General features: G+C 60.0%; 11 protein-coding genes. 2 read left to right on the forward strand and 9 right to left on the reverse strand.

The window, feature by feature from the left end; genetic code table 11:
* Positions 1-18: 18 nt before the first annotated feature.
* On the forward strand, positions 19-405 hold the full coding sequence (locus ACFSKT_RS04020; RefSeq protein ID WP_377720511.1) for a DUF4280 domain-containing protein: 387 nt from the start codon (positions 19-21) through the stop codon (positions 403-405).
* Positions 406-410: 5 nt separating this feature from the next.
* Complete coding sequence (locus tag ACFSKT_RS04025) at positions 411-2,378, forward strand: MORN repeat-containing protein (RefSeq protein ID WP_377720512.1); 1,968 nt, start codon at positions 411-413, stop codon at positions 2,376-2,378.
* A 233-nt stretch (positions 2,379-2,611) separates the two neighbouring features.
* On the opposite strand, the gene ACFSKT_RS04030 is transcribed toward ACFSKT_RS04025, so the two are convergent.
* The 9 genes from ACFSKT_RS04030 to ACFSKT_RS04070 form a co-directional block, all read right to left on the reverse strand.
* Positions 2,612-4,288 (reverse strand): hypothetical protein, encoded by a 1,677-nt coding sequence (locus ACFSKT_RS04030; protein WP_377720513.1) that lies wholly within the window; start codon positions 4,286-4,288, stop codon positions 2,612-2,614.
* A gap of 58 nt (positions 4,289-4,346) precedes the next feature.
* A complete protein-coding gene (locus tag ACFSKT_RS04035) occupies positions 4,347-6,311 on the reverse strand; it encodes a phage tail protein (RefSeq protein ID WP_377720514.1) in 1,965 nt (654 codons plus the stop codon).
* A 172-nt stretch (positions 6,312-6,483) separates the two neighbouring features.
* Complete coding sequence (locus tag ACFSKT_RS04040) at positions 6,484-8,784, reverse strand: putative baseplate assembly protein (RefSeq protein ID WP_377776303.1); 2,301 nt, start codon at positions 8,782-8,784, stop codon at positions 6,484-6,486.
* A gap of 5 nt (positions 8,785-8,789) precedes the next feature.
* Complete coding sequence (locus ACFSKT_RS04045) at positions 8,790-11,849, reverse strand: baseplate J/gp47 family protein (RefSeq protein ID WP_377720516.1); 3,060 nt, start codon at positions 11,847-11,849, stop codon at positions 8,790-8,792.
* A gap of 20 nt (positions 11,850-11,869) precedes the next feature.
* The gene (locus ACFSKT_RS04050; RefSeq protein WP_148927707.1) at positions 11,870-12,268 is read right to left on the reverse strand and encodes a GPW/gp25 family protein; all 399 of its coding nucleotides are present in this window, start codon (positions 12,266-12,268) and stop codon (positions 11,870-11,872) included.
* 34 nt (positions 12,269-12,302) lie between these two features.
* Positions 12,303-13,019, reverse strand: a complete 717-nt coding sequence (locus ACFSKT_RS04055) for a phage baseplate assembly protein V (RefSeq protein WP_377720518.1) — start codon at positions 13,017-13,019, stop codon at positions 12,303-12,305.
* Positions 13,016-14,119, reverse strand: coding sequence for a phage late control D family protein (locus ACFSKT_RS04060; RefSeq protein ID WP_377720519.1), 1,104 nt, complete (start codon positions 14,117-14,119; stop codon positions 13,016-13,018). Before ACFSKT_RS04060 ends, ACFSKT_RS04055 begins: the two co-directional genes overlap by 4 nt.
* Positions 14,120-14,746, reverse strand: a complete 627-nt coding sequence (locus tag ACFSKT_RS04065; RefSeq protein WP_377720520.1) for a CIS tube protein — start codon at positions 14,744-14,746, stop codon at positions 14,120-14,122. It lies immediately after the preceding gene.
* A 47-nt stretch (positions 14,747-14,793) separates the two neighbouring features.
* Positions 14,794-19,329 (reverse strand): hypothetical protein, encoded by a 4,536-nt coding sequence (locus ACFSKT_RS04070; RefSeq protein WP_377720521.1) that lies wholly within the window; start codon positions 19,327-19,329, stop codon positions 14,794-14,796.
* Positions 19,330-19,380: the final 51 nt, after the last annotated feature.

The following is a 19,380-nucleotide window of genomic DNA, read 5'->3' on the forward strand; positions in this document are numbered from 1 at the left end:
CAAGAGGAGAACAATTATATGGGACAGTTAGTCTGTCAAGGCGCGATGCTGCAATGCTCGTTCGGCGCGGCGCCTAGCACGCTGAACGTGCTGCCCGCGAATCGCGTCCTAACCTCGACGCCGATCGCGAATATCATGGATAACAAACCAATGATGAATATTATGCCGTTCGGCATGTGCCAATCGTTGGCCAACCCCACCGTCGCTTCGGCAACGGCGGCGGCGTTCGGCGCGCTAACGCCGATGCCGTGCGTCCCGGTGACGGCAGCGCCGTGGGCGCCCGGATCGCCGACCGTACTGATCAGCAATTTCCCGGCGCTCAACAATTCCTCCAAATGCATGTGCAACTGGGGCGGCGTCATTCAAGTCGCGATGCCCGGCCAGTTCACGATCCAGGTGCCCTAATGAAAATGATCGAGCAATTCCTCAAACCCTTCATCAATCCGATTCGCAAACGGGTGCTCGCCCCGCTCCGGCAAGCGAAGCAGCTGCCAAAGTTCATCATGGCGTGGCTCCAGAAGTTCGTGCGCGGCATTCTGAATCCGAAGGAACAGTCGGTCAAGAACTATTTTCCGCTCGGACGGTTCTACATCGCCAAGAAGCTGGTCGTCATTATTTTGCTGGTCGCCTTGGTGATCGTGTACTTCGGCTTTATCAAGCCGCCAAAATTCGTCAACAAACTCTTCTCCCGCACCCCGACGATCGAGGCGTCCTCCAAAGCAGCGGAAGGCTTCACCGGTACGGCCAAGGTCGAGAATGCCGAGGGGCAGCTCATCTACGAAGGTCCGCTCGCCGAAGGCATGTATGAAGGCGCAGGCGTGCTGTACGACGGCACCGGCGCGGTCGTGTATCGAGGCGATTTCGCGAAGGGCCTTAGGGAAGGCAGCGGCACGCTCTACAATGCGGACGGCAGCGTGATCTACAAGGGCGCGTTCGCGCTGGATCAATATGCCGGAGCCGGGATTCTGTACTATCCAGGGGGGAAGCAAGTCAAGTATGAAGGCGACTTCGCCGCCGGCAAGTTTGAAGGAAGCGGCACGCTCTATGACGAGCAAGGAAGCATGCTCTACACTGGCGCATTCCTGCAGGATCTGTATGCTGGCGCAGGCAAATCTTTCGATCAAGGCGGCAAGCCGAGGTACGAAGGAAATTGGAGCGGCGGCGTCTACGAAGGCGAAGGCAAGCTGTTCCGCAAGGACGGCAGCGTGGAATTCGAAGGGCTGTTCAAGAGCGGCACGCTCGCCGGCGAAGGCACCGAGTATTATCCTTCTGGCGCGGTCAAATACAAAGGTCAATTCCAGCAGGGCAAATACTCCGGCATAGGTACATTATCGGACGAGACCGGAGCAGCGTTGTATGCCGGCAGCTTCCTAGGCGGCGTCGCGAACGGGGACGGGCAAGCGTTCGCAAGCGGCGGTACGCTGCTGTATGCCGGCAAGTTCAAGAACGGCGTCTATGACGGCGTCGGCACGATGCATGATCAAGACGGCAACCCGTTCTACAAAGGCTTCTTCAAGAGCGGCAGCATTCATCCGCAAGGGTTCCTAGACCAGTCGCGCAAGAAACTGCTCGATGTGCTGGGCGAGCCGGACCCGCCGGCCGAAGAAGCGACGGAAGACGAGCTGCCGGCAGAGTCGGCGGAAACGCCGGAAGATAGCTCGTCAAGCCCCGGCGAGGCAGCGCAGGAGAACGGAACCGAGTCGAATCCGAGCACGGCACCAACGACACCGACGACACCACAGACGCAGATCGTACCGCCTTCGCAAGATAACGCCGGTAAGGATGCATCGGGCGGCTCCTCCTCTTCTACGCCATCCACGAACCCGACTGACGCAAGCAAAGGAAACGGCGATCAGTCAGGCACGACGGAAGCCGGGTCCGCGAAACCAGCCAGCTGGCGGAGCGTCTTGACCGGCGGCTCGGTTCGCCTAGCCAGCGGCGCGTCCGATTCCGAGCATGACGTGAACGAGATGAGCGAGATCGATCCCGGCAGCGATACGCCGGCGGCGAACGCGGCCAAGGATGCCGCGGCGAAGGACGCGGAGAGCGACGATGCGGGTGCAGCTGCGCCGCTCGGCTCTACCCCTAATTTACTCGTATACGCCGCATTCCAGATGTCGTTCGTCATGCAGGCCGACGAAGCGAATCCGGAGGAGTCGTACGTGTCCGAGATGAATTTATGGAACAAGCCGGTCATTGCCGAGGTGTTGAAGCTAACCGAAGCCCAGAAGCTGAAAGGTCAAAAAGCGACCCTCTCCGCAGATAAAACGGTCGTCATCTACATATGGGGCAACGATATTCTTACCTTCACCTACATCAAGAACAAACCGCAGCCGGTTCGGCTGTCGATCGTCAAGACGTTGAGCAGTCAGCGCTAATCATGAACCTCCTATTTTATTTGCCTTCATGTGCCTTCATTCTGCCTTCTCTTGCGTTCGCGCAAGAGAAGGTTTTTTTGATTCGCGGACGCGAACCTCGGCTGTCCCAAACGTCGATACGTGATGAATACCAAAAAACCGTGCAAGCCCGAAGGCCGCACGGCGTTATGACATCCATTAATATAAATAATAGCAGCATCGAGGATAGTCTTCTATCTCCGCTTAAGCACGGTTTACTTCCCTATCGAGTCATCCTCTTTCGCTGCCGCTGCTTCTTTCGACGCCGCCTTGGCCGTGGACACGACCGCCGCGGTCTCGGAGCCCGGGAGCTTCTTGAACGCCCACCAACGAAGCTTAATCGCCGAGGCTTCCGTCGCTTGACTCAGCTTCATGCCGATTCGGAACGTCCCTTTGGCCGGGTACACGATCGTGCCGAACGTGACGCTCGGCAGCGGCGACTCGAACTCGCTCCCTTTAAAGACGTCGGCATTGCCGTAATACACCTGGTCGCCGGATTGGAGCAAATCGCTGGTGACATGGATATCCTTCTCTTCCAGCCCAACCTGCACGTAGAATTGACCATCGCCGAGCGTCGAGGCGATCTCTTCGGTCACGTAGCTTTTTTGCCCCCGGCTGAAGAAATACAGGCCGCTCTTGTTGCTCGGTTCCAGCTCCACCGTCACCGTACCCGTGGCGATCTCGTCCTGGATATGCTGCGGCTGCGGCACGCCCAGCTTGAATGAGAATTCGCTTCGATCCGGGTTGAAAGCGACATTGAACTCGGGCTTCGAGCCGTACGGCAGCTCGGTCGCCTCCGACTTCGTGAAGAACCGGTTATCCGCGTCCGGACCGCCGAATCCCCCGATGCGGTGCAGCAGCGACGGATTGTGCACGAACTCCCCGAACGGCACGCGTTCGACCTTCTCGATCATGTACGTCGGTCCCATTTTCATAAGGCTGATCTTGGCCAAGCAGATGCTTTGCTCCGCCATGCCGTCCAGCGATTGATCCAGCGTCCGTTCGAAATAATCCCGCAGAACCCTCTCGGGGATCCGATCATGAATGAGCTCAACCTCATGACGCGGGTTGGCGTCGACCGCGACCTTCGCATCGCCGATCGTCAGCTTGACGCTTTCGCGCAGAATGCGCAGCGCCGCCTTGCCGCTGACGGGATTGCCGGCTTTGACCGCATACTTGAACGTATATTCCGTCTCGCGGCCGTCGCCCGGATCGGCAAAAGCCACATGGCGGCTGCTCGCGCCGAGCGGCGTCAGCGACTCACAGTCGTAGTCGAATTCGATCGCGATCTTCGGCGTCTGCAGCGTCTTCTCGATGACGAGCGTCACGTCGGTCACCGCGTCGGGATTCATATATTTCGGCATGCGCTGGTAGATCCGGACATGTCCGTCCTGGTAGATCGGCGCGATCGTCTCCGTCAACCGCACGTATTCGAACGAAGCCGGATCCGGCGCTTCCTCGGTCACGAACAGACGGTAGCTCTCCAGAATGCGGTTGTATTCGCTGACTTCCTCCGAACGCACCGCGGAATTGGCGATCGCGTGCACCGGTTCCTTACCCTTCTCGTCGTAGGCGACATAGAGGTAGACATTCTTCATGTACTCGTTGTTCGTAAAGCCGTCGATCATGGACAGCTTCTGCGTAACGGGCGACGGGATGACGATCTCCCGGCCGGCATAATCGATGGCGACGCCCATCTCGACCGTGACCGATTTGTCATCCACGGCTACGACCTGCATGCCGGATACGACGCCGCTTCCCGTCGTCAGCCGGTTCAGCAGCCGGCGCTTGTCGTTCGCGTATTTCTGTTCCGATTCAAAGTCGCGCACCGTCAATAGCTTGCCATAGAAATAACGGTTCCGCTCAAACGGATAATACCGGCTTCTCTTCACGATCTCCACTCCTTGATCAATTTAAGACAGCGGGTCTCCAGGCGTCTGGCCAGGTTCCCTATTCCAGCTCCGAATCCAGTCCCAGCCGCGTGTGTGAATCAAGCCGCCGGTCCCGATCGACATCGACGAGCAGCGTATCGCTCGGCATGGAGCGGTCCGGATTTAGCGTCAGCAGCGATGGTTCCGTCAGCACGGTGTTCAGCCCCAAGTACGTATGCATATCTAAGTACATCCACGGCTGCAGCACGACCAGACGAGCTTCGGTAAAAGCCGGTTTTTGTTCGTCCAGCATGCGCTGCAGCATAAGCCGCTGCTTCTCGGTCGGCGCCTGCTCCATCGTCACGAGGACGGAGAAGCTGCTCGGATTCATGCCATACAGCAAGTCGGTCACCGCCCGCAGGTCGGCCGATTCGCGCATCGCTTTATATTGAAAGTATTCAATAATATGCGGTTTGCGGCCTGTATAAATGTCGACCATCGTTTCGATGCCCTTGCGCGTGCCTCGATATCGGTATAGCTGCGGCGCTTCTTGAATGAAGCGCCGGATTTGCGCGTCCGTCCAATGCTCGTCGACCTCGATGCCCAGCCAGCTCCCAAGCCAGCGGAGCGCCGGTCCCGCGACCAGGTCGCTATCGAACCGTCTCGGCAGATCGGCGATGTCCGACTCGACGCGATCGAACATCGAGCCGAAGAGCGCGAGGAATCGTTCCATGAAGCCGCCGGGATCCTGCTGGTACATCGCGGGCAAGTACGACAGATACGTCAATCTCGGAAAATAGACGCGAAGACGGTTCAGCCGCGGCGTCTTGCGCTCGCTGCCCATCCACTCGAGCTTCAGCCACATGTAGCGGCCCTTCGCCTCGAAGAACAGCGCGTCCTTCGGATTGATGACCGGCTCGGACCACAACTCCGCTAAGAGTTGATTTTTCTCTCGAAGGCTCAGCGTCGGATCACGCAAGAGCGCATCCACATGGACGACTCGGCCGTTGATCACCAGACTATCCCGATCCGAGCAAAAGTACGACAGGCGCAGCTGCGTCTCGTCGGGGATGTCGGCGTCCAGCTGCATTTTGTGCCAGACCGTCTCCGCTTCGCGGCTATCGAGCGCCGGCATGAGCAGCAGACCCTCCAGCATGCCGCTCTCCGCGTTCTCGAGCGTTCGGCGCTGCAGCTCCAGCACCGTAATCGTCGCCCGCCCCGCCTCGGCATTGAGGATATACATCCGGTCCCGGTCCCCGAAGATGAGCTTGTCGGCTTTGCCCCGGAAGCCCGGCACCTTGTTGATCCACTCGCCCGTCTCGCCTAGGTTCAGAATGAACCGATCATCCTCCCCTTCGTCGTCCACATGGCGCGAATCCCCGATGTAAAGCTGATTGCGGGAATCGATCGCAAGCCCTGCGAACTGAAGCGAAGGCAAATAGATGCGGGAAGGCGCGTCGCCATCGTGCGGGAAGCCAACCAGAAAGTGACCGGCGGCATCGAACACGAATACATCCTGCTTGGAGGAGACGGCTAAATAATAGCGATAGCGCAGTCGCCGAACGGGCACCTCTTCCTTCGTCCGCCACTTGTCGTCTTCGATGACGCCCAGCACTTCGCCGGCCTTGCCGATTTGAACGACGCCCATCCGTCCGCCCGCCGGAGAGATCCACTCGCCTTGTGCGGTGCGCATCGCGTCGAGCGGCGTAACCGCGTAGAAGGAACGGTCGTCCGACGCGACGGCCAGCGGCAGGATCGGCATGCCCTTCACGTCGCCGATGCTCCAATACGTCTGCGAGTTGGATACCGAATAGGCCGCGAGCGATTGCTCCTGCGCCATATCCGCCACAAGCAGCATCTCGCCGGATGCGGCCAACAAGGCATGCTGGCCGAATAGTCCATGCCCGCCCGGGAACAGCCGCTCGTGATGCCGGTTCTCTTGGTCATACATCCACACGTCGCCGCTCTCGTCCAGCACGTATAGCCGGCCGTATGGGCCGATCGTGAAATCGTGCACATCCCGGATCCCGTCCAATCCGCTCAATTGCACCGTGCTGCGGATGCCGTATTTATACGTCTGCCCGATGCGAAGTCCGTCATGCGACCATTCGAGATTGCTGGTCTGGCCGTTCGCCCAGTCCGTTTCCTTATTAAAGGAAAAATATAACGGGTCGCGTTCCAGAGACGCTCGCCTCCTTTCTGTTGCGCGGATGAAGCTATACGTTCAATCGGCTGATGAGTTCGATCTCATGCTCGCCCGAGTAAACGAGGCCGTACGGCGCGAGCGCGATATCGCCCGAGGGCGTCCGGCTCCATTGCTTACCGTCCGCGTCCAGCCACAGCTCCTGGATATAACAGACGCCGTCCATCGCGTTCATGATGCTGTATAGATCGCTCTTGTGAACCGTGCGGCCGAAAGTCCAGCCGGGAGAGCCGTCTTTGCCGTCAAGCGGCTTGAGCAGCTTATTCAGCGCCGCCGCGATTTTCCCGTGCTCATCGACGAAATGCGGCTCCACGACGATTACGGCATGCACGGTGATCCGAATGTAAGCCGGCGGGATGACATGCGTCTCTGTCGTGATGAGCCGGCGGTCGTCCAAGTGCCGCTTCACGGTTTGCAGGAATCCCGTGCTCGGCTTCGGCGTCAACACCGGGCTGGCGGGCACGACGACCACCGTCAGCTGGCCAGGAGCCTGCTCCCGCGGATAATCCGCCAACCCCTTCGTATAGAGCGGCAGCGCCTTGACGCGGGCGACGCGCAAGCCTGGCGTCCGCCGGACGATGTACTCCGTATCCTCGGCTGTCACCGCGCGGAACGGCCGCGCAAGCTCGCCGCGCACCCGCTCGACGCACGCTTCGACCGTCTCACGCTCCGTACCGCCGCGCGCGAATTGATGATTGGTTACTTGCAATCCCTGATCCGCATAGAAGCCATCCGCGATGCGATCGATAAAATGCGGCTTCACATTGCCGCGGGAGCCGCCGCCGTACGCGCACGAGACGATGCAAATATTCGGCTTCGCGCTTGCCGGCGGGACGAGCCCTCGCTCATTGTCACCAAACCGCAGCTCTTGTGCAGCTTCATCCCAGACGTAGTGGCGGTCGGAAGCATCCGATGCGTCAAAGTCGTCCACTTCGGTCCAATCCTCCCACAGCCATTGACCATCCCGAAGCTGCCCGATCTGCAGCCGGAATCGGCCGTTCTGCAGCGGATGCTCGTAGACGGCCGTCTTCTGTCCCGGAAGTCCGTTGGTCTGGCCAATCAAACGTTTGCCAACCAGCTCGTCTGAATAGGCGATCACGCGCAGCAGCGGCTTGCCCGACAGGGACGCCGCCGTATCCGCTGCGATTCCGTCGACGGCAACGACGGCTTCGCCCGACTCCGATTGACGGATCAGGCGATAACTGGCGGTGCCGCCCGGCTTATCTGCCGCTTGGGCGATCGTGCCCGCGCTGCCGCTGCTAGGCAGATCCGTCCATTGTCCGCGTTCATTGGCGAGTTGGACTCGCAGCGAACCGTGAACCCCCAGATGGGAGCGGAGGCGGATCGATTGCTCCGTCTGGCCTGTGCCCTTCACGTCGTACAGAACGGCATGCGTATCCTGCTGGACCGCCTGTACCGTATTCAAGGCGATATGCTCGATCCGGGGAGGGCTCTCATACCCTTCTTCTTCGATCGTGCAGCAAATCCAGCATCTTCCTCGGTCATTGGCAGGATGCACCATCACCTGGCGCATCGCATGTGGAATCCGGATCGTGATCGTGCCGCTGTACATCAGGTGCAGCGTCTCGTCCCGCACGATATCCAGCGGCAGCCACGCCGATGGCCGAGCCGCACCGAAGACGTTCGCTTCCGGGTCTGCTGGATCGCCCTGATTCTCCGTGCCGTAGAACTTCCACGATACGGCTGCGGACGGCACCACCTCCTGCTGCGGATGGCGGGCGGGCACGAAGGTCGTCCCTTCCTCTTCGGCAAGCGTCACCGAAATCGTCAACTCGTCGCCGACCGCGAGCTCGCGGTCGAAGGCGATGTAGAACCGGCTGCCCGCTCTGGCGTCGGCGCCGAACGCATAGAAGGAGACGCCTACGTTGTCGTTCGTGGACGTATAATCATTGGCTTCCCTGTCGGTGCGCACGATAATGCGGTCCAGCTTGGCCGGATGCAGCACGATCCGCTCGACCGTCTCGAATCGTTGGTCGATCCCGTCCAGCTTCGTTCCTTCGGGAAGCATGAACGAGCGATTCAGGCCGCTGAAGCTAACCGCCGCTCTTGCTCTGCTAGGCAGCTTCGGCTTCGTCCCGAGCAGCTTAAGGAACTTGAGCTGGCTTCGGAGCGGAATGCGGTTCATGTAGAACTGCTGCATCTCGGTCAGCCAGGCGAACATTTCGATGAGCGTAATACCCGGATCGTGAGCGTTCTCGTCCGTCCAGTCCGGCATCCACTTCGGAATGGCGCGTCTGGCTTCCTGCACGATCTGCTCAAATTTGCGATCATCCAAATTCGGGGATGGCAGCATGACGGTCACCTTCTCCCTTCGTCGGCCAGCACGTCGATCCGATGCTGGCCGCTTCGCACGATGCCGTGCGGATATTGTGCTTGCTTGGCGGGATCGATCTCGATCCGGCGGCCGTCTTCCACCTTCACGATGGACATATAGAGGTGATCGATGTTCTTCACGGTACGTACCGACTTGAGCAGCGAGTAGAACAGCGACGCATGCACCTCTTCGCCGATCTCCCAGCCCTTCCCGTCGAAATGCCCGCTGCCCGGATCAAGAAACGCCCGCAGCTTCGCCAAGCACCCTTCCTCCGTCTCCAGGAGCTGGTCCATGGATTCGGCCGTCACGGTCGCCTTGACGGACACCTCGAGGAAGGCCGGCTCGGTCACTTGAATCGTAGGCCGAACCGTGATCGTATTGGCCGCCCGCGCGATCAAATACGTTTCGATCTGGCGTTTGACCGATGGGAACAGCGCATGCCCGGCTTCTCCGGGATCCGCAAGGACGACAAGCGTGATCGCGCCGGCTGCCCGCCGCATCAGCACGTCGCGGTTCGGCAGGCATTTGACCTTGGACAAGCCCGGATACGCTTCGCGGGCCAACCATTCGAAGTCGGAAGCCGTCACCGCCCGGCCTTGATGCTTCAGCCGTTCGGGTCCGCGAACTTGAGCCGCCTCGATGCGTTCCGTGTCGCAGCCGCCTCCCGCCGGAGCGGGATTGGCGACGCGGGCGACGAACGCAACCGATTGCAGAAGTCCCGTAATCGAGCCGGCGGGAAGATTGCCGGCGGCTCCTGCCGTCACCTTGTAGTGACAGCGTACGCCATCCGGACCGCCGAGCGGCACCGCTCTCCCGCGTACGCCATCGCCGAACCGGATCGTACCGGCGGCGCGATCCAGCAGATAGTGGCGTTCCTCCGAACCTGAGCCGGTCAACGATTCCACGCCCTGCCAGCGCACCCATACCCGATGAACGTCGCCCTCGCTGTCGTAGAGGACGTCATGGTCGTCCGGATACTCCCGAAGCCGCCGCGACAATTCGGGCTCGATCAGCGTACCCGTCTCGTCCACCCAGATTTCCTCCGCGATCACCGGCGTCCGGGACAAGCTATATACGCCTTGACGGTACGTCGGCGTCTCCGACCGGATCGACGATTGTTGGAGGGCCGGCACGGCGTTCAAGTCGATTCTAGACACGACGGGATAGTCGGACGCGAGCGAAACATCGAAGTACCGGTCCCGGTTCACCGCACGGATCCAATACCGTTCCCGGCCGTACAGCAGCGTGCGCGCCATGTCGGGCGGCGCCGCGAATTGCACGGCGCCTTGCTCGGTCATGCCGTTCGTCTCGTCGGCCGCGGTGATTCCTTTCCAGTACATGCGACGGCCGTCCAGGACGAGCGCTTCCCACTCGATCCACGGGCGCTGCAGCGAAGACCATTTGCCAGGCTGAAGCGCCAGCTGCAGCCGAATTGGCCCTTTCAGAAGCGGCGCGTCAAATCCCATGACGACGGCAGGCTCGCGGCTATCCAGCGGCTCGAACACGCGGAACGGAAGGCCCCCTTGCGCCGCGGCATGCGAGACGTCCCGCAGCGCCGCGTTATTGAACGTCAGCGCGTTCTCCGCGGCGAATGTCCGCGCGTCATAGGCATACCTAAGCTTGATCTGCTCCAAATACGGCGAAACATAGATCATCTCCGGCGCATATAGGTTATCGACCGCCGTCACGCGCGCGCGAATCCAGAAGCCGTACTGCGCGTTTACGAAGGTCCGCTCCAAATCCCGGGGACATTCGAACGTCAGCGTGCAATCGACCGCTTCGCCTTCGGGCATCTCGCCGAACAAGGTCTCATAGCGCTCCGTGCCCGGAATGCGCATCCACCCGCTGCCGTTCCAATATTCCCACATGACGCGCTGGATGCGGACGCGCGGCGGGTCCTTCTTGTCCAGCTCCGTCCGCCGCATGACCATCCGCCAGCGAATCTCCGGATCCGGCGCGACGCGAAGCGTGTTCGGCGTCATCGTCATTCGGAAGCGGACCGTAAGCGTTCCTTCCCGCTTGCCGAACGCCTCCTGGCTCTCCATGTAGAACGCAGCGAACGGAGCGAATTGCTCGCCGAACGGATAGCAGCCGCCCGCGCCGAGCTCCATGTCGTTGAACGCCATCATGGTAGGCGGGATTCCTTCCACGCCGCGTCGTTCGTCGAACGACGCCGACACGGCCAACGCCTCAACCTCCAAATCGCGGGAGAGCAGCGGATTCTCGCCGTCCTGCGTATCGCGCAGCTTGCAGCGGATCCAGCGCCCTTCCACGCCTCCGACCGCTAGCTCGTCCACGGGCCGAACCGCGTGTTTACGCAGCTTCAGTGCATGGCCGACCGCTTGAACCTCGTCGAAAACGACCCAACTGCCTTCCGACCAATACGACCATTCCAAATGCTCCGTCTCCGCCAGCCACGACGCGAGTTCCGGCAGCTTGTACTGTTTGGCGGCATGAACGAGCTGCACGGTCAGTTCGGCCGGATGCGTCGCCATGAACAGATCGTCATGCCGGAGGTAGATCGCATGCTCCTGCAAATTAACGCCGCTGGACGTATCGAATAAGGATACCTCCGGTCGTCCGCTAAGCACGAGGTTCGGATAATCCTCCGCGGCCTGCACGATGCGATCCTGCAGCGGGCTGATATTGATGACATCGAGCAGCTTGGCCGGCGTGACAAGCAAGGGCCGGTCCGTCTCGAAGATCAGCTCCTCGCCTCCGCTCGGCGACGGAGCCGTCAATTGCGTCCCCCGCGGGATCCACACCGATTCACGCGCCCCTTCGCTAAGCTCGAACACGACGTCCGTCCGCGCAGGCCGCGCGGGCTGTAGCTGCGTCTGAAGAAGATTCAGAAATTCGATAAAATGTTTGTTCGGCGCGCGGTCCAACCGTTTGCGGCTCTCCTGCACCATATCCGCGGCAATATGGAACAACGCCGTGCCCGGATCGGGATCATCCGGCGAGAACCGCCATTCCGGCGTATAGTAGGGCGCCGTTTCTTTCATCCACTGTATTAGCTCGCTGAATTCTCGCATGTCTTTCATCGTCGATGTACGCCGCCCTTCTACTTCGTGCCTTCCTCCAAATAGAAAGGAAATACCTGGTTAAACAGATTGTTCGTGGTCCTGACCACATACGAAATGTTCAGCAGCAGCTTGCCTGGCTCTTCCGCGTCCCGCAGCGCCTGCACTTCTACTTCGTGAACCCGGGGCTCCCACACGCGAATCGCCTCCTGGATATCGGATTCCAGCAGACGCAGCGTCGTTTCGTCCGTCGTCTCGAACACGAACTCCCGCAGGCCGCAGCCGAAATCCGGCCGCATGACCCGCTCTCCTTTGCTTGTCCAGAGTATGATGCGGATCGCTTCGGCGATATCCTCTTCCTGTCCGCTCGTCTTGATCCGGCCGGTCGTCGCATCGACCTCGATCGGAAACTTCCAGCCTCTCCCCATAAAGGACGCCATCCTGCCACCGCCTTTCCCCGTTGCGCCCGCGGCGCTAGTTGATTTTGACCATCGAGCCTTTGATCGACACGATACCATCCGACTTCAGCTCCAGCGACGCGGCCCCCTTCAGGCTGAGTGCGGCCGACGCCTCGATGCTCACCTGCGTCGATTTGACCGTAACGGCTTTCGTGCTGGAGATCGTCACGTCCCCGCCGCCGGTGATCTCGATCTTGGTCGAAGAACTCTTGATCGTTACGGTGCCGGTGCCGGTGCCGCTGATCGTCACCGCATGATTGCCGCTCTTGTCGGTCACCTTCAGTTCGTCGTTCTGGTCGGCGAATTCGATCTTGTGCCCCTTCTTCGTCTGAAGCGTGATCTTCTCGCTGCCGTCGGTGTCGTCCATAATAAACTCGTGCCCCGAACGGGATTTGATCTTGCGGATACTGTTTTTCTCGCCCCCCGCCGGAGCAGGGTTGGTCTTATTCCATAGCGCGCCGATGACGTAAGGCTGATTGAAATCGCCCATATGGAACGCTACCAGCACCTCGTCGCCGACCTCCGGAATGAACAAGCCTCCGCGGTCTTTGCCGCCCATGAACGTCAACGTGCGCACCCAGTCCGACTCTTGATTCGTCTCCCGGTGCGGGAACTTCAGCTTCACCCGGCCCAGCTTCTCTGGATCCTGGTTGTTCGTCACCTGCGCCAGCATGACGCCTTCCACGCCGTTCCCTCTGCCGGAGCGGCCGCCCGGCGAATTGGATCCCATCATATGGCATTGCCCTCCACGATGAATGTAGTTAAGTAACCGGATGCCGAAATCGTATGCGTGACCTGCGTCAAGTACAGCACCTGATTGAACTTGCTCCCCAAGCCGTCCAGCTTCAGATAGCGGCCGGCCCGCAGTTCCGGGATGCCGATGCTCTCGCCTTGCCCTTTGATGAGGTCCATCGCAATCTCGTTCATGATCGCATCGGCCAAATGCTGCGCTTCCTGCAGCGTGCCGGCGTTCGTGTAGTAATACTGCTTCGTGTAATCCGCGAGCGAACGCATGATGTCGCGGCCGGTCCTGGAGTTGTTGCCGATGATATCGATGTTCCGGCTCGCCGCTTCAATCGGCTTGAGCGTCTTCTTGTCATAGCCGCGGACGACGACTTGGCTGACCTGTCCCGATAGATCGATCGTGGTCGAGAAGCTGCGCAGGTTTTTGCCGTACATGAGCGTCATGATCGGCACCTTCGACTGCTTCGGCTTGCGGAAGTACAGCGTCTTGCCGACGACGAAGAAGTCGAAGTGATTTTGCTGCGCCAGCTCGCTCAAGAACAGAAAATCGGTCGTCTCGGACTGCTCGATCGTTTCCTTCTCGACGGTCGTGTCGTCGACGACCATACGCAGGCCGTATTTCGCCCCGACCGCCTTCACAACGTCCGAGTCCTTCTTCTTCAGCCACGTGTTCGAATGGGTGCCTTTCGTCATGAAGAACGAAGGGTCCATCGCCTGTACCTGCACCGTCGGGTTGCCTTGTGCGGGGAAATCCAGATCTACCGTCGTAATGATCCCGTAAAACACCGTCTCCAGCTTATCCGTGTACCCCATCTTGACGGTGATATATTTGCCGATGGCGAGCAGCGAGTCCGTCCATTGGAACTCGCGACGGATCGGATCGTAGGCGTTCTCGACCGTAAACGAGACCGAGTCCGCTTCGTTCTTCGTGATCGTGTTGACCGAGATCGAGGAGATGGCCACGCTCTGCCGGGTCAAATTGGTGCCGTCGATCGTCACCTCGAACGCGGGCGCGAAGAAATTCCGGTACTTCTGCTCGAGCGCGTCGAACGTATAGGTGCTGTTGTCGAATTTCACGTCTGCCATCATCTAGTCCAGCCTCGGGATGATGATTTTGCGTCCGGTGCGGACGGTGCGCGGATTGTCGATGCCGTTCGCCTCCGCGATCGCGCGCCATTCGCCGGCGTCCTCGTACTCGTGCGCCGCGATCATCCACAGCTGATCGCCTTGCTCGAGCGTCCGCTGCTTCGTCCGGTCGGCCGACTGGCGAGGGACGTTCTGGTATTGCTCCTTCATGCTCGCGATCGCGCGGAACGTCACCGACAAAGTCGCGCGGACGGGGAGACCGGAATCGAGGAACATCGTGAATTTCTGGGAGACGCGCTCGACGATCCCTTTGAAATCCAGCGACCCCCAGACGAACCGGCAGGTCGGCGGCGCGTGCAAATCCTTATCCACGTCGAGCAGCTTGGACACCTTGGAGGTCTGCTGGCGAACGTCCGTCCCCTTCTCGTACGTATCGAAGAACAGCTCCATGCTGAGCGTCGTCGCTTCGCCGCTAATGAACTGCGCGATCGGGGTCTGCAGCCCGGGAATCGTCTGCCACGCGAACGTATTGGCCGACTCCAGCGAATATTCGCTTGGGTTGAACAGCACTTCCAGCGTCTCCTGGCCAGTGCCCCGTTTCACGATGATATTCGCTTTTTTCAATGCCATCTCGTAACCGCTCCTCTACGATCCGGGACGCTCGAGCTCGATCCGAGCTAATAGCCTCGCGTCCGCTGCTGGAATTTCATCTTCTTCTCGATAGCCGTCATCACTTTCCCCGCAATAACATCCGGCTGCAGCTGCGGCAGCTGATTCAGCATCTGCTGAAGCTGTGCGGGGTCGATCGCCGGCGCTCGCGTCGGCTCGATCGGCTTGACCGGCTGCGCCGGCGGCGCTGCGGCTGCCTGCGTCTTCGCGGCATGCTGCATCATCGCCGGCTGAATGGCCGAACGGCTCGGCGCTGCGGCTGCCTGCGGCCTAGCCGCGCTGTAGTGCATGACGGGTGAGGATGTTGTCATCTGGTGTTCCGCGGCTTGTCCGGTTGCCTCCGCGACATCCTGTGCGTTCACGGATGGAACGCCACTCGTGCGGTCCAACTTGCCCGCGTTCGCATAACCTATGTTCCTTCGCTGCACGGCGACCGTCAGATTGGCGCTCGCCGTCCTCGCATCGGCGAAGTCTGAGTTTGCGAAGTTGGACGCTATGCCTGCGTTCAGACTACGCGCGTGTTGAACGCTCTCGATCAATTCAACCGCCCGATGGGTTAACGTGTTCAAGATCAAGCCGCCAATTGAAGTGGAACCACGGGACGATAGAATAGGCGCGGCAGTCTGCATTCGGTAATGAAGTACAGCGGTACGAGAATTGTTCGGTGTCGCAGCGCGTTCACGAGAACCTTTGCGCGAATCTTCCGTCTGTTTTCCAACCGTACCTGCGCGGCTCCTCTGCGTGATCAAGGTACTCGCAGCCTCGGAAGGCGCCGTGTTTGCTTGAACCGAATCACCCTGCATAGCGGCGGCGGATGGACCGTATTGGCGGAAAATACGGTGTATCGCATTTACGTTGAGTGCGCTTCTGGCGGCTGCTCTTTGCTGCTGCGGTTGATCCCTATTCGCTTGAACGGGCGGCACAATTGGACTTATGGCTTGTCCTGCTGGCGTTCGGCCGTGGGGTTTCGCGCCCTGTCTAGCCAACAATGGCACGCCTTCATTCCACCCGGCAAAACGGCCTGCCGTTGAACCGGTACGCAGCCGAGCAGCGCTGCGCGCAGCTGCCGCAAAAACGAAGGATAAGCTGGCAGGTAACGCAAGCCGTGCAAGGTCTGTCGTCTGTTTGCCAGTCTCCTTCTCCTGCCGATTTGCGGTTGACAGCGTCCCTTTTGCAATCGAGGCGCGATGCTGCCCGGTTAAATTACCTGCTCGCTCCGCGCCTTGAACAGAACCACGGGCAGAGACCGTTACGTCCGCTTCCGCTTGCGCTTGCGTACGCGAAGCGGTCTTCAGGGCCATCTCCGCCATGTCTTGCGGATTCAGGCGGCTGCGCCGGAGATGGATGCGAACGGTCTGCAGGGGCAGGTCTTGACGAGGTGCTGTTTCTTGATCTCGGCGGGTATTGGCCTCGTCTAATTGCATACGCCTAGCCAAGAAATGAACGAGCCCGAATCGCTGCCCTTCCTTCGCGAAGCCGCTTCGGATCAATGTTCCTTCCGAGATCAAGGCCGACAACAACGGCAGATGCTGCTGAATTCGCCGTACATTCAAGCGCGCGCGAACCGCGATGGACGCTTCTTGATCAGCCTGTACGGCCGGGTTCTGCGCCGTTATATCGGACGAAGCCTGCGAAGGCGTCCGGCGAAAGGGCGCGACGGGTGCTATGGCCGCATACGTCGTTGCGGCAGCTGCCTTTTGGGCGATCATACGCTTCGCAGCCGACCCGACATTCTCGGCACTTGGCGATGCTGCTCGCTCAACCGCCGATACCGAATCGGCTGCTCCTATTTGCCGTCTTGCCAATACCAAGCGAACGGAAGAATGAGGCGGCAGCGCGGATATGTCGAGCTTGCTGCCATTCACGCTCGTTAACGCGGATGGCCGCTCGGACGGATGCGCGCTTAAATCGTCGTCCGAAGTTCGATTCGCACGAGGCAGACGCTTCGCGATGTCGCCTGTACCGTTGATAAAATCGCGGGCAGCCGAATTGTCGGGAGCACGGTCCGTTAATGCGGGCGAGCTCTTTTGAAGGAGCGAACTTAGTCCCTTTAGAAGCGGCTTCGAGATGATCGGTACGTGCGAAATCATCTCATTGGTATCTTCCGTCGTGCTCTTGCGCGGCCGTAATCTGTGCTTGAAACGCTGAATCTGCGGCACCGAGGCCGTCGTGACCCAGCTTCTTGCCGCCGGCTCCCCGACCGTATGCCGCTCCGAACGCTCGCGCTCCGATGAACCGGTGGATTGCGTAGGCTTGACGTAGAATCGAATACCGCCGTTCGCTGCCTGATGCGTCCCCCGATCAGAAGTCGCGCCCGGCTCTGCAGGAGTTCGCGAACCAGGATCGCCGCTAATCCGGCTCCGTTGGACAAGCAGCGGGCTTCTTACCGGCTTATACGCGTTGTTTGCCTGCTGATCCGCTTGTCCGTCTATCATCGCGGAAGTAATCTCAACCAACTGCCAACGGCTAACCGACAACCGACTTGCTGTCTCTCGCCGGCGGATCGCTTGAATCCTTCCTTCAATTCGAGGATCGGACGATTTATCCGATAGTCCGTTCGGAACCGTTCGTTGAAGTACGGGCACTGTTTGCCGTGAACCCGTTTTGTCGGATTTGGCAGCTTGATGCGCGATGTCGTCGTGTATAAGCAAGCCTTCGGAGGCAAGTGCCTGCTTGTCTACAGCAGTTTGCTTCGTCGATGGCGTCGTTCCCGACTGATGCGTCGTCTCGTGCGGCGCTGCGTTACGCGATCGAAGATCGTGATGTTCAACAGCGGATACGTTCGTTCGTCGATCTCTCGACCCAAGTTCCGGATTGCCGCGACGAACCAGTCTCAGCTGCATCGGTGCCGACGTTACATTTGGCGCAGCATCAGAACGCATTCCCGATGCGCCGCCAAGCGGCGTGGTTCTCACGCTTAGCGTAGAATCGACCACAGATTGAACTTGCGATGCCATGCCGGGCGGCGCTGCCTGCCCTTGTCTCGCATCATTCCGACTGTCCTGCTCGCTGCTCTTGGCGTCTCGGCTGGCCAGGGCCGTTCGTCGATTCTCACCGACGTGCTCCGGCTTGAGTGCCGCTGATACACTTCGGTTACGAGGCGCATTCGCAGCAGCATTATGTTGACGCTGTACCGCTTCTCGACCGGCGCCACCATTCTCTCCAGCCATGCGAGGCATGCCCATCGACCGATTCAAGAATGGACGAATCGTGACGGAGCCTTCTCCTGTAAGACGTCCCAACACGGCGTGTACAAGCTGGGCCGACCAAGCCGAATGGCCGCTCGCGCTGGTAATGTGGCCTGCGGTGCCATTATGGACACCGTGTTCGCGGATTGGGCTCTGCGTCGAGCGACTGACCCGATTGCGGACATCTGTCGAGAAATCACGATAACGAGGTGTTAAATCAATCCTTGCTCGACGAAGCTGCGCCTCCCCCGTTTCGCCGCTAGTATTGGAAGCATCGTTTTGGGACAATGGCTCATGGCGATGTACGCCTGGACGCCGGGGCATCATGCTGCCATCCGGCGCAAACGGCGAGCTCGCGTCCAACATGCGTAAATAACGATGGAGGACGACGGTCGCGTGGGACTGAGTTTCCCGACTTGAAGCGTTGGACTTTGTAACGTTGGTCACCCTTATCCCGCTTGCGATCTCGCGCGCGTAGTGGGCACCCGGCGAGGCAGGATGATCAACATTCCCGCTAGCCTCCGAGCCTTGCCTTCGAACGGATTGCAGGCGATCGAGATTCGCTTCATGCCGTGAAACTTCTTGGCGATCGGATCTCCTCCGAACAGATTCAGCATCCACGTGTCGATCACCCGCTGGCAAAGCCGCTATCGCCGCTAGCCGCAAAGCTCTTCGCCACTCTACCCTCGTCCGCTCCAGTACATCTTCAACCCGCTCGACCCTCAGCCGTTCTTCCTGAGCCTCTTGACCCGATTTCGTCGAACGAGTGCCATCCGCACCTTCCTGTCGGCCCCGCAGTGCCGCGTAGGTGAATGGCGTATCGGACGCACGTCCACGCTCTCCACTCGACATTGGGTTGGATAACGGTCGCGAGCCATCTGCATAATTCGTGGACGGAATGCCGGGCGCCGCCTGTCGGGACGATCTCGCATTCATCTCAGCACGGGGCGCAAGTTGATTACCTGCGGCCCCCGGTTCGCGGCGTTCGTCCTCTCGCAGCTTCTGCCCGACGCGCATCACGACACGATCGAATGACCGGTCCGTCCCTCGCAGCCATCGTTCCACCTGCACCAGCCATTTGCGCTCGAGACTCTCCAGCCGGACTTGCAGCGGCATCAGCAAGCCGAGCTTCACTTGCACCTGCTGTACGACCGTCGTGATCGAGGCGGGTGGCAGCGCCGACGCGGCGGCCCCCATCTCCCGGAACGTTAGCGATAACCGGCCTCTGTCGTCGCGCCTGACGAATTTGTACTTGTCCGCGATCGTCTGCGCGAAGGACTGGTGACGCTGCACGCGTCCCATGTCCAGCACCGCTTCCGGCTGAGCGGACGACGGTTGGTTTTTTCGGCTATTCACTTACGTTCCTCCTTCCTCGACGGACAATATCGCCTAACTCGTCGCAGCCAT

This window comes from Paenibacillus xanthanilyticus (assembly GCF_042682185.1).
In the GTDB taxonomy this organism is placed as follows: domain Bacteria; phylum Bacillota; class Bacilli; order Paenibacillales; family Paenibacillaceae; genus Paenibacillus_Z; species Paenibacillus_Z xanthanilyticus.